The sequence below is a fragment of the Flammeovirga pacifica genome, from assembly GCF_000807855.2.
Taxonomy (GTDB): domain Bacteria; phylum Bacteroidota; class Bacteroidia; order Cytophagales; family Flammeovirgaceae; genus Flammeovirga; species Flammeovirga pacifica.
On sequence record NZ_JRYR02000001.1, the window covers coordinates 1,113,575 to 1,126,175 of the forward strand.

The following is a 12,601-nucleotide window of genomic DNA, read 5'->3' on the forward strand; positions in this document are numbered from 1 at the left end:
ACATTTTTCAAAAATGAAAAACTATTTTAAAAGTATATTTTTAGGTCTTTTCGTCTTAATTGGAGCATTTTCTTGTGACCCCTTAAAAGATATTAGAGATCAAATAGGAAATGGCGTTGCCCCTACTATAATTGATTATGAATTATTAGAGGGTGATTATGAATTATCATGTAATCCTAATGTTGTTAGGTTTGGTTCTTTTTCTGATCAAAATCTACCTCAAGATGACACATGTGGATTAGCTCAAATCATTAACCAAAAGTTTTTTGGAACGGATGGTGATATCATGAATGCTACATATAAGTTTTATACTGGTCCTATAAGAGGGACTGTAGATACTGTAAGTGCATTAAAATGGAAATCAGAATATAATGCTTGGGAGATTTCTCCTGTTTACACATTTACTGTTACAGAGGATGCTCACGTACATGAATACACATTGACTGACGCTGATTACGCCTCTCAAGGTGAAAGTTACCCTAACTTTGACTCTAGAGGTAATACGCAAGAAGATGTAGATCAGAAAATTGCTAATATTTTGAATTCTCAAACTGAGTTTGAAATTAAAGAAGGTGATGTTGTAAAGGTCAATTATGCTACTTATCCAGCTAATACCTATCCTTCACCAAGGAATTACAAAGCTTCATTGTAGATATACAAAATACATAAAAAGGGTTGATCATGAATGATCAACCCTTTTTTGTTTTAATGGAATGATGAAATTCCTAAATAGTTATTTTTTTCTAACTGTCTTCATGTTTTGTAATTGTATCATTCTTATCCCTGCTAAGCTTCCAAAAACTGATACACAAATAAAGAATGGAGGCATTAAATTTCTTAATACTTGTTTTCCATATGCTACAGTCATATAAATAATAACAACAAAAAAGCATAAAGTAAATACCCCAAATCCCATCACAGCATACTTAGAAAGGACTTTTTCTTTATTTAATAGTGTTTTATTTTTTATTATTTCTTTAAACGAATTCAAGAAATCATCATAGTTTTCTTGTACTAACTTTGATTTTTTGGGGGGATGAAATAAAAATTTTGAGTTACTGAACTTTATAAATAATGGAGACCTATCCCCTGACATGATTGATTGTTTTCTAAATTCAAATAAATCAAGGTCACTAAACTTATGTACTTCACCATTTACTGAAATAGTATTTTCATCCATTTCAATGACATATTCTACCCAATGAATTTTCTGATAATTTAAATAATAATATATACACAATAGTATGATAATAAATAACATAATTAAAGTATAAAAATTTAAACCATACATGAGTGGAAAATACAAACTTATACAGTTCATAAATATTAAAAAATAAGCCACAGCCATGGGGTGTTTTATCGAATGAAATTTGAAAGTCATTTTGAGAGAAATATTTAGTTAGGGATTAAAGAGATAAATAGTTTATAATATTGACATCAAATTTATAAAAAAAAGGGATGCCACAAAATTTGCGACATCCCTAATAGGTACAAAAATTAGAGTAATCTTTGTACTAATTATCTATTTTGTAATTGGTTCTTCTTCTAATAATAGTTGAAGAACAGTTTTAGCTGAATAAGGAACTCTTGTGCCAGGTCCAAAAATAGCGGCTACACCGTTATCATATAAGAACTGATAATCCTGTTCTGGAATTACACCACCAGCAAACACTAAAATATCCTCTCTTCCAAGACGTTTTAATTCTTCAATTAAACTTGGGATAAGTGTTTTATGACCTGCAGCTAATGATGACGCACCTACACAGTCCACATCATTCTCAGCAGCTTGTCTTGCTACTTCTTCAGGTGTTTGGAATAATGGTCCCATATCAACATCAAAACCAATGTCAGCAAATGAAGTTGCAATAACTTTTGCTCCACGGTCATGACCATCTTGTCCCATTTTTGCTATCATTACTCTTGGACGTTTACCCTCCAATTTCTCGAATTTATTCGCTAAATCTTTCGCTTCAGCAAAAGCTTTATCACCAGCTACCTCATGAGAGTAAACTCCAGAAATGTTTCTGATTGTTGCTTTGTATCTACCGAAATCTTTTTCCATAGCATCTGAAATTTCACCAAGAGATGCTCTACATTTAGCGGCTTCAACAGCCAACTCAAGAAGGTTACCCTCTCCTGTTGCTGCTGCTTTTTCAATGGCTAATAAAGCTGCTTCACATTTAGCTTGATCTCTATTTTCTCTTAATGCTTTTAAGCCTGCAATTTGACCGTCTCTTACCGCTGTGTTATCGATTTCAAGAACGTCAATTTCAGTTTTCTCATCAGCAAGGTATTTATTTACACCAACAATAGTATCTTGACCTGAGTCAATTCTAGCTTGTTTTCTTGCTGATGCTTCCTCAATACGCATTTTAGGAATACCTTTTTCAATCGCTTTAGCGATACCGCCATGCTCTTCTACTTCTTCGATAAGTTTCCAAGCTTTTTGAGCGATTTCATTTGTCAAGTATTCTACATAGTGAGAACCTGCCCATGGGTCAATTACCTTACAAACATTAGTCTCATCTTGGATATAAAGCTGAGTATTTCTAGCAATACGAGCTGAGAAGTCTGTTGGTAATGCAATTGCTTCATCCAATGCATTGGTGTGAAGTGATTGAGTATGACCTAGTGCAGCACCCATTGCTTCGATTGCAGTTCTTGCAACGTTATTGAATGGATCTTGTTCTGATAATGACCAACCTGATGTTTGAGAGTGAGTTCTCAAGGCCATTGATTTAGGATTCTTTGGTCCGAATTGTTTAACAATCTTAGCCCAAAGCATACGTCCAGCACGCATTTTAGCGATCTCCATGAAATGGTTCATACCAATTGCCCAGAAGAACGATAAACGTGGTGCGAAATCGTCAATATCTAAACCTGCAGCTATACCTGCACGAATATATTCTAAACCATCTGCTAATGTATAAGCTAACTCAATATCTGCAGTTGCCCCTGCTTCTTGCATGTGGTAACCAGAAATAGAGATAGAGTTATATTTCGGCATGTTCTTAGAAGTATAAGAGAAAATATCCGAAATGATTCTCATTGATGGTTTTGGTGGGTAAATGTAAGTGTTACGTACCATGAATTCTTTAAGAATATCATTTTGGATTGTACCACTTAATTTATCTTTTGAAACACCTGATTCTTCAGCCGCTACAATGTAGAAAGCCAATACAGGAATTACAGCACCATTCATTGTCATTGATACTGACATTTTATCCAATGGAATGTCATTGAATAAAACTTTCATATCTTCAACAGAATCAATAGCAACACCTGCTTTACCAACATCACCTACTACTCTTGGGTGATCTGAATCATACCCACGGTGCGTTGCTAAATCAAATGCTACAGATAAACCTTTTTGACCTGCTGCTAAGTTTCTCTTATAGAAGGCATTTGACTCTTCAGCTGTAGAGAAACCTGCATATTGACGAATTGTCCAAGGTCTTAAAGCGTACATTGCAGAATAAGGACCTCTTAAGAAAGGAGGTAAACCCGCTGCAAAATTTAGGTGTTCAGCAGTAGAATAATCTTCTTCCTGAAAACCTTTTTTAACTGGAATACCTTCAGCAGTAATCCATTTATTTTGTTCTTCCACTAACTTTTCTGGTGAAGTTAGTTGGATATTATTTAGATCTATTTTTGAAAAATCTGGTTTCATTTTCTTCAATTTTTGTCACCCATGTAATTAAACAATCTCTAAATCAGATTGGAACTGTTGTAGAGTTTGGATAGCGTTTGTTTTTACATGAACAAAACCATCTACCCCTGCAGCAAGATAATCTGCTTCTTTTTCGCCTGGATGTCCTGCAAGAATTAGTTTTTTGCTTTTAGCATCTGAAGATTTAAACTTCTTAGCAAATGCTTCAACATGTTCAGCATATTCAGGATCTGAAGAACAAATAACTATAATATCACCATCTGTAGCGATTGCTGCTTCAACTGCTTCATCTGCTGAATTAAAGAATTGCTCAACTGAAACGAATCCAGCTGTACCAAAGAAATCCATTGCAAAAGTAGAACGAGCTTTTCTCATTGCTAAATTACCGAACAAAGCATTGAATACTTTAGGACGATGACCACCGTCTTTTACAAATTTTTCAGTTCTTAATCTCAATTGCTCAAATTGAAGAGTAGCTCTTTGTGGGTGTAAAAGTTCTACATCTGCCAACTGATCATGAGGAATAATAACATTATCAGGGTTAACCTCTTCGTTCTGGTTTGGATAACGGTTTGTACCCACATAAACACTACGACGTTGAGAGATTAATTTCTCTTTTTGGTCACGAGTTTTACCAATTAAAGACTGGATATTTCCTGCTTTGAAATTAGCAATAAAGCCATCTTCAGCTTCAATTGTTTGGAATAATTTCAAACCTGAATCCATTAACATTTCTGTTAGAGAGTCAAGATAGAATGAACCAGATGATGGGTCTGCTACTTTACCAAGGTAAGCTTCTTCTCTCATGATATGAGAAATATTAAGAGCTACACGTTGAGATTGAGTAGTTGGTTTTTCATATGAAGCATTGTGTGCTTCAATATTAATTGCATTTACACCACCCAATACAGCAGACATCGCTTCTGTTGTATTACGAAGCATGTTTACATTTGGATCATAAAGTGATTTAGACCATAATGATGAATTACCAACGATGACGATAGATTTCTCATCAAAGTTTGCATCATATAATTTAGCCACTTCAATTGCTAATAATCTTAATGCTCTAAATTTGGCAATTTCATGGAAGTAATCTCCCGCTACTGCTGCTTGGAATAAAACATTAGATAAAACATTTTCAGGTGTTACATCAAATTTTGCTAACTGACTAATGTATTCCACTAGAACGTTTAGAGCAAAAGCCATTTCTTGAGTATGGTTAGCACCAGAGTTCACAAAAGGAAGTGAATTGATACATAATACTTTAAAATCAGGCATTTCTGATGTATAAGAAATTAATCTTGCTAAACGTTGAAACCCTTCAGCATCTAAAGAACCTGTAGTTGACCAATTAGAAATTGGATCAAAATTCACAAAACCTTTAGCTTTATCTAATGATACTCCATGAATATGAAGATATCCTACATAATCCTTAACTAATGTTCTAGGGTGAGTAACGTTTTCGAAACCAATAGAAACCATTTCAATGCTGATACCTTTTAAAGTAACTTCTAAATCAAAGTCTTTAATGTTACCTACATTGAAAATTAGTCCTTCAACGCCTCTTTCTAATAAGAAAAGTGCATTTTTATTTGCTTCTTCACTTGTCTCGCCTACAACATTTTGTAAACTCAACCAGTTAAGTCCTTCTTTATCAGAAGAAGGTAAAATATTTTTTAAGCTCTCTAAGGATGTATTAACTTCAGGTCTATCTTCTGGGTTGAAATACGGCTGAATTTGCATTCCGTTTTCCGTTTTCCAAACGAGCTTACGGTCGAAGTCAGCACCCTTAAGATCAGTAATAACTTTTTCTTTCCAAGTTTCCTTACTGATCGGCTCGAAGTCTGAAAATAACTTGTTGGCCATTTTTATATTATTTTTGATTATTTACTATTAGATAATGAAGGGTTAAAACTTTATTTAACGAATCATTATTATTTCATTTATTAAATAACACTACAATTAACTAATAGAATTTTTTAATTGTCGATAAATAAATGCAGGGTAATATGTGCCATAAATAGATTTCAAATACGGCACATATTTTATATTTTCATTTCACTCTACTAAAGTGATGAGAAGTAGGTTAAAAAACTCATTAAGATACCAGCTGCAACTGCAGAACCAATAACACCTGAAACGTTTGGTGCCATGGCATGCATCAGTAAGTGATTTGATGCATCTGATTTTAACCCTTCTTGCTGTACTACTCTAGCAGAATCCGGAACTGCAGAAACCCCTGCTGCTCCAATAAGTGGATTTAATTTTTCGTCTCCCTTTAAGAATAAGTTCATAAACTTAGCGAAAGCTAATCCAGAGAATGTTGCTATAGCAAATGACACTGCACCTAAAGCAAAGATTTTCATACTATTTAAAGTAATAAATTCACTTGCTTGAGTAGAAGCACCCACTGTAACCCCTAATAATATTGTAACAATATCAATCATAGAAGTACGTGCTGTATTTGCTAATCTCTCTGTATGACCTGATTCTTTAAGTAAGTTACCAAAGAATAACATCCCTAATAATGGCAAAGCACTTGGCGAGATAAATGTAGTAATGATCAATCCAATAATTGGGAATAAGATTTTCTCTGTCTTAGTCACCGTTCTTGGAGGTTTCATTTTAATTTTTCTCTCTTCAACCGTAGTCATTAATCGCATGATAGGCGGTTGAATTACTGGAACTAAAGCCATATAAGAATAAGCAGCAATTGCAATTGCACCTAATAAATGTGGAGCTTCTTTAGATGATAAGAATATGGCGGTAGGGCCATCTGCTCCACCAATAATACCAATTGATGCTGCTTCTTTTAAATCAAATCCTAATGCAATTGCTCCAATGAATGTTAGAAAAACACCTACTTGAGCCGCTGCACCTAATAACATTAGCTTCGGATTGGCAATTAATGACGAAAAGTCAGTCATTGCACCGATACCTAAGAATATTAAAGGTGGATATATACCTTTTTGAACACCAAAATAAAGATAACTTAAGACAGAACCTTCTTCATAGATTCCTATTTGATTTCCTGCCACGAAGGGTATATTACCAATAATCACCCCTGCCCCAATTGGAATTAACAATAGTGGCTCATAATCATATTTAATTGCTAAAAATATAAAGAATAAGCCGACGCCAATCATAATAAGATTAGGTACAGTAGCATTCGCAAATCCTGTCATAGAGATGAAATTGCTCAATCCTTCTATTGCCATAGTACTAAGACCTGGAGAAGAAGTAGCTGCTGCTTGGTTGGTGATTGAACCAATAGTGTGGCTAGAAACTACGCTTGCAGTTGCTGTAGCCCATGCTACTAATATAGTAGCAATTGATCCAAATATGATAAATATACGCTTCATTAGTTTCTCTTTATTTTATTTCATTATAGAGAAGTCTATTCCATCTCTACAAGAACCTCTCCTTGTAGTACAGACTGACCTTCTGATACTTTTACAGTACCAACTACACCGTCAGCTTCTGCTAATACATTGTTTTCCATTTTCATGGCTTCCATGGTCATTAACAAGTCACCTTGAGTTACTTTATCACCTGCCGCAACTTTTAATGAAACAATAGTTCCTGGTAATGGAGCTACTACATTGGTTTTCTTAGCTGATCTAGTAATTGCTTTAGGTGCAGAAGTTCTAGGAGCCGACGATCTTACCAATTTAGGAGTTTTAGAGGATTTTATCTCTCTTTCCATTTCCACTGTATAAGGAGTGCCATTAACTTCTAATTCAATAGCTTGTCCTTCTACATTTTTGATATGAACAGCATAATTATTACCATTCACATTGAATTTATATTTTTTCATTTTTTTGACTGATTAACGGTGAAGCATTCCACCATGAACGGTATAAATTTTTGATGACCATGGAGAGTAAGCCTTTTTCACTTTTTGAATAGTCAAGATGGTGTTTTCATCATCATGAGCTTCTTCCAAATAGTGGTGGATAGCTGCTGCAATTACAGCATTTACTTCTCCAGTTGTATCACTTTCTTTTTGTTTAACTGGTGCTACCTCTACTGCTTTTTGATGCTTTTTAGCATCAATATTCTTACGAATAACAGGCATCGCATAGTTAAAGAACAAGAATAGTATAGCCAAAGTAAGGAATACCAAAAGTAAACCTACTATGGTTACTACTAGACCCTCAGATAATTGTACTTGAAGTGTTTGATTTTCCATAACTTTCTTACAATGGTATATTTGAGTGTTTCTTAGGAGGATTTATTTCTTTCTTAGTAGCCAATACCTCTAAACCTCTACAAAGTCTAAAACGAGTATTTCTTGGCTCAATTACATCATCAATAAATCCGTATTTCGCTGCTTGGTAAGGGTTAGCAAACTTCTCAGTGTATTCATCCTCTTTGTCGTGGATAAATTTCTCTCTTTCGTTGGAATCTTCGATTTTACGAATTGCTCTACCTTCTAATACTTCTACCGCTCCTTTAGCACCCATTACTGCGATCTCTGCAGTTGGCCATGCATAGTTAAGGTCACCTCTTAATTGTTTTGAACTCATTACATCATGAGCACCACCATAAGACTTTCTTAAAGTAATTGTCACCTTTGGAACTGTTGCTTCACCATAAGCAAATAACAACTTAGCACCATGAAGGATAATACCGCCATATTCTTGACCTGAACCAGGAAGGAAACCAGGAACATCTACAAGAGTAACAATTGGAATATTAAATGCATCACAGAATCTTACAAAACGTGCTGCTTTTTTAGAAGCTTCAATATCAAGTACACCTGCTAGGTAACTTGGGTTGTTAGCTACGATACCTGCTGGTCTACCGTTAAATCTTGCAAAACCAGTAATAATATTTTTCGCATAAGATCTATGCGTTTCTAAGAATTCATTATTATCTGCAACTGAATGAATGACGTCGTGCATATCATATGGCTTATTCGGATCGTCAGGAATAATTTCATTCATTAAATCATCTAATCTATCATGAGGATCACTACAAGGAATAATCGGAGGATCTTCAAGATTGTTTGATGGCATATAACTGATCAATTTACGAATTAACAATAATGTTTCTTCGTCATTTTCTGTCATCATATGTGCCACACCAGATTTAGAAGCATGCATATTTGCACCACCTAAATCTTCAGTAGTAATCACCTCTCCTGTTACAGATTTAACTACTTTAGGACCAGTTACAAACATATAAGATGTTTGGTCAGTCATTAAAATAAAGTCAGTTAATGCAGGAGAATAAACAGCACCACCAGCACAAGGTCCAAGAATTGCAGAGATTTGAGGAACAACTCCAGATGCCATAATATTTCTTTGGAAGATCTCAGCGTAACCAGCTAATGATCTTACACCTTCTTGAATACGTGCACCACCTGAATCATTAAGACCAATAACAGGAGCTCCTACCTTCATTGCTTGATCCATTACTTTACAGATCTTTTGTGCAAATGTTTCAGATAGTGAACCACCGAATACTGTAAAGTCTTGAGCAAATACATAAACAACTCTACCATCTATAGTACCATGTCCGGTAACTACACCATCTGATAAGTATTGTTGTTTATCTAAACCAAATGACTTTGTACGGTGAGTTACGAACATATCATATTCTTCGAAACTACCATCGTCTAATAACAAGTTAATTCTTTCTCTAGCTGTTAACTTACCTTGGTCGTGTTGTTTTTCAATTCTTTTTTCACCACCACCGAGGCGTGCTTGAGAACGTTTCTCTACAAGTTCTCTAATCTTGTCTCTGTTTGTACCCATAAATTTGTGCCCAAAGGGCTTTTGTCAAACATGATCGAATCAGGCCGATCATATTTATAAGTGTTACTATTTTGTTTTCTTTATTTCTAAACTTTAAAACAACAGTATTTAATACTTGATAATACCTTTTGTTAATTTAGTTACCATCACATTATTTCTTGTTGCCTCACAGTTAGTAATTTCTTTTAATGTGTTTGTTTTAAGGTTGTTATGGTAAAAGGCTTATTGAGTTAATTTGATAGTAAATGAGATTGTTACAAGATTATTCTTGTAACAATCTCAGTAGATAATTATAAAAGCTTTCGCGCTGTTAATTTTATCTTGGCAAGGTTAATAAGGTATTACTACTTTTTCTCACAAAGTTCAGTAAGAACACCATGAGTAGATTTAGGATGTAAAAATGCGATATCTAGACCTTCAGCCCCTTTTCTTGGCGTTTTATCTAATAAGCGTACTCCTTTTTCCTCTGCATCCTTAAGATTCTCTTCGATACCTTTAACTGCAAATGCCATGTGGTGCATTCCTGGACCTTTCTTAGCTATGAATTTCCCAATTGGACCATCTTCTGAAGTAGACTCTAAAAGTTCGATTTTAGTGTCACCTACTTTAAAGAAAGCAGTTTTCACTTTTTGTTCTTCTACTTCTTCAATAGCATAGCATTTTAAGCCTAAAACTTCTTCATAATATTTGATAGATTCTTCTAGATTTTCTACAGCTACACCGATATGTTCAATATGTGAAATATTCATTTTCTTATTTTTTTTAGTGGTTTAATATTGTTGTTCGCAATACCTGTTGTATTATTTTCTGTATCGTAAAATTGACAATTGAAGGAGTTAAAATCAGTAACATTCATCATCAAAAGCATAAAGTATTATCATATAATAGCGACTCATTTGATAACTAAAATTATCACAGCACTTCTAATTAACTGAATTACTGAACTTTAAAACGAACACATTTATCATCTTTTATAATTTTTTCTAAAATTTGTTATTGTTGTATAACTCAAATTTGTTTGTTACGATATCCTAATGAATAAAATTATTAATCTAATTGTATTGAATCGAAAAAAGAATTATTAGTTTTACATTGATAGTTCGCGATACCCGTTTCAAAAAAAATAGACATGAAATATAAAAGAAGAAAGAGATTATCTGCTGAAGAATATGCTAATGGTATTATCAATGGTGATAGAATAATCTTAAGTAGAGCGATCACAATAATTGAAAGTAAACTTGAAAATGATATTCTTCTTGCAGAAGAAGTTTTAGAAAAAATTCTTCCTTATACTGGTAAAAGTTTAAGAGTAGGAATAACTGGTGTGCCAGGTGTTGGAAAAAGTACTTTCATTGAATCATTTGGTAAGTATATCACTTCACAAGAAAAAAAATTAGCTGTTTTAACAATTGACCCTAGTTCTCAAATTTCGGGAGGTAGTATATTAGGTGATAAAACCCGAATGGAAGAATTATCTAATGACCCCTACGCTTATGTTAGACCTTCTGCAGCAGGTAGTGCTTTAGGAGGTGTGAATTATAAAACAAGAGAAACTATGTTGCTCTGTGAAGCTGCAGGTTTTGAAGTGATATTAATTGAAACAGTTGGTGTTGGTCAATCTGAAACAACGGTTAAAGGCATGGTAGACTTCTTCTTACTTTTAATGTTAGCAGGTGCAGGTGATGAACTTCAGGGCATTAAAAGAGGAATTATGGAGATGGCTGATGCAATCGCAATTACAAAAGTGGATGGCGATAATGTAAAAAGAGGACAATTGGCTCGTGTGGAATACCAAAATGCGCTTCATTTATTTCCTCCATCAGAAACAGGTTGGTCGCCAAAAGTAATGACGTGTTCTTCTGTAAATAAAGATGGTTTAGATAAGATTCTTGATAATATCATACAGTATCAAAAAGAAATGAATGAGAAAGGATATTTCTTTTCTAGACGTCAGGAACAAAACCTTCACTGGATGCATGAAACTATTGAGAGCTATTTAAAAAGAGCTTTCTATAATAATACTGATGTAGCATCTCAACTTGATACATTAGAAAATCAAGTTATACAAAATAAAGTCCCTGCCCTCACCGGTGCAAGACGCTTAATTGATATATATAATCAATAAGATTTTTTAAAGGCCGGTAAACTAAAATTTATCGGCCTTTATTATTTACTGACTCACTAAAACTAATTATCTAACGCTCCTAGATCTCCATTAATGATTTTTTGAAATCGTAATTATGTGAATGATTATTCACTTCAGAAATCATGTTCAAAAATTATGATCGTATATTTCGATTTATATTGAATGTAGATGCTATGGAAGATAGAATAAGAAAAACAATTACAAGACAATGTAGGGCAATATTCCCGAATACATTAAATGCAAACAATACTTTATTTGGTGGAGAAGCAATGAAATGGATGGATGAAGTTGCATATATCACAGCTACAAGATTCACCAGACAAAAAATGTTTACTGTAAAAACAGAAGACATTAAGTTTCTAAAATCGATTCACCCTAATAGTATCGTTGAAGTAATTGGTAAAATAGAGAAGGCAGATCCATTAAAATTAAGAGTGATTCTTGAAATGTATTCAGAGGACATGTATTCTGATAGCAGAGAAAAAGTGATGGAAAGCGTATTTATATTTGTTGCGTTAAATGAACATAATAAACCAATGCGTATTGATTATAGCAGATTTGAGAAGGAATTTGAATTAGTTTAATCTATGACGGCTAACCTTCTTTTTACAATCAAATTATTAATAAACTAGTAGAATTCTTAACTTCGTTTTTTAATAATCTACAGTTACTCATGATAAAAATTTGGCATAATCCAAGGTGTTCAAAAAGTAGAGAGTCATTAAAATTACTTCAAGATAATACTAGTGATTCTATCGAAATTAGAGAATACTTAAAAGACACTCCTTCTTTTGATGAAATAAGAAATGTAATTCAACAGCTAGGTGTTGCTCCATTTCAATTGATTCGAAAAACAGAAACTATCTATAAAGAGAATTTCAAAGGTAAAGAGCTTACAGATGATGAATGGATTCAAGCTATGACTGAAAATCCTAAGTTGATTGAAAGACCTATCGTCATTAAAGGTAATAAAGCGGTTATTGGCAGACCTCCTACTTTAGTTTTAGACATTTAAAAAAAAGA

12 protein-coding genes are annotated in these 12,601 nt (G+C 33.8%); 4 read left to right on the forward strand and 8 right to left on the reverse strand.

Annotated elements, in window-relative coordinates:
• The first annotated feature begins 13 nt into the window (after window positions 1-13).
• Window positions 14-652 (forward strand): hypothetical protein, encoded by a 639-nt coding sequence (locus NH26_RS04505; protein WP_044222161.1) that lies wholly within the window; start codon window positions 14-16, stop codon window positions 650-652.
• 81 nt (window positions 653-733) lie between these two features.
• Here NH26_RS04505 and NH26_RS04510 read toward each other — a convergent pair whose 3' ends face one another.
• The 8 genes from NH26_RS04510 to mce form a co-directional block, all read right to left on the reverse strand.
• The gene (locus NH26_RS04510) at window positions 734-1,261 is read right to left on the reverse strand and encodes a hypothetical protein (protein WP_139262856.1); all 528 of its coding nucleotides are present in this window, start codon (window positions 1,259-1,261) and stop codon (window positions 734-736) included.
• 261 nt (window positions 1,262-1,522) lie between these two features.
• A complete protein-coding gene (scpA, locus tag NH26_RS04515; RefSeq protein WP_044222167.1) occupies window positions 1,523-3,670 on the reverse strand; it encodes a methylmalonyl-CoA mutase in 2,148 nt (715 codons plus the stop codon).
• A gap of 27 nt (window positions 3,671-3,697) precedes the next feature.
• A complete protein-coding gene (locus NH26_RS04520) occupies window positions 3,698-5,536 on the reverse strand; it encodes a methylmalonyl-CoA mutase family protein (protein ID WP_044222169.1) in 1,839 nt (612 codons plus the stop codon).
• Window positions 5,537-5,736: 200 nt separating this feature from the next.
• Window positions 5,737-7,032: a sodium ion-translocating decarboxylase subunit beta gene (locus NH26_RS04525; protein ID WP_044222172.1), complete on the reverse strand. Its 1,296-nt coding sequence runs from the start codon at window positions 7,030-7,032 to the stop codon at window positions 5,737-5,739.
• A 35-nt stretch (window positions 7,033-7,067) separates the two neighbouring features.
• On the reverse strand, window positions 7,068-7,487 hold the full coding sequence (locus NH26_RS04530; RefSeq protein ID WP_044222174.1) for a biotin/lipoyl-containing protein: 420 nt from the start codon (window positions 7,485-7,487) through the stop codon (window positions 7,068-7,070).
• Between the two features lie 12 nt (window positions 7,488-7,499).
• On the reverse strand, window positions 7,500-7,862 hold the full coding sequence (locus NH26_RS04535; RefSeq protein ID WP_044222176.1) for an OadG family protein: 363 nt from the start codon (window positions 7,860-7,862) through the stop codon (window positions 7,500-7,502).
• A 7-nt stretch (window positions 7,863-7,869) separates the two neighbouring features.
• On the reverse strand, window positions 7,870-9,432 hold the full coding sequence (locus NH26_RS04540; RefSeq protein ID WP_044222180.1) for an acyl-CoA carboxylase subunit beta: 1,563 nt from the start codon (window positions 9,430-9,432) through the stop codon (window positions 7,870-7,872).
• Between the two features lie 344 nt (window positions 9,433-9,776).
• Window positions 9,777-10,181, reverse strand: a complete 405-nt coding sequence (gene mce, locus NH26_RS04545) for a methylmalonyl-CoA epimerase (RefSeq protein WP_044222183.1) — start codon at window positions 10,179-10,181, stop codon at window positions 9,777-9,779.
• Between the two features lie 380 nt (window positions 10,182-10,561).
• On the opposite strand from mce, the gene meaB reads away from it, so the two are divergent.
• The 3 genes from meaB to arsC all read left to right on the forward strand — a co-directional run bounded on the left by meaB (window position 10,562) and on the right by arsC (window position 12,593).
• A complete protein-coding gene (meaB, locus tag NH26_RS04550) occupies window positions 10,562-11,557 on the forward strand; it encodes a methylmalonyl Co-A mutase-associated GTPase MeaB (RefSeq protein WP_044222184.1) in 996 nt (331 codons plus the stop codon).
• Between the two features lie 194 nt (window positions 11,558-11,751).
• Window positions 11,752-12,162: an acyl-CoA thioesterase gene (locus NH26_RS04555; protein WP_044222571.1), complete on the forward strand. Its 411-nt coding sequence runs from the start codon at window positions 11,752-11,754 to the stop codon at window positions 12,160-12,162.
• An 89-nt stretch (window positions 12,163-12,251) separates the two neighbouring features.
• Window positions 12,252-12,593, forward strand: coding sequence for an arsenate reductase (glutaredoxin) (gene arsC / locus NH26_RS04560; RefSeq protein ID WP_044222186.1), 342 nt, complete (start codon window positions 12,252-12,254; stop codon window positions 12,591-12,593).
• Window positions 12,594-12,601: the final 8 nt, after the last annotated feature.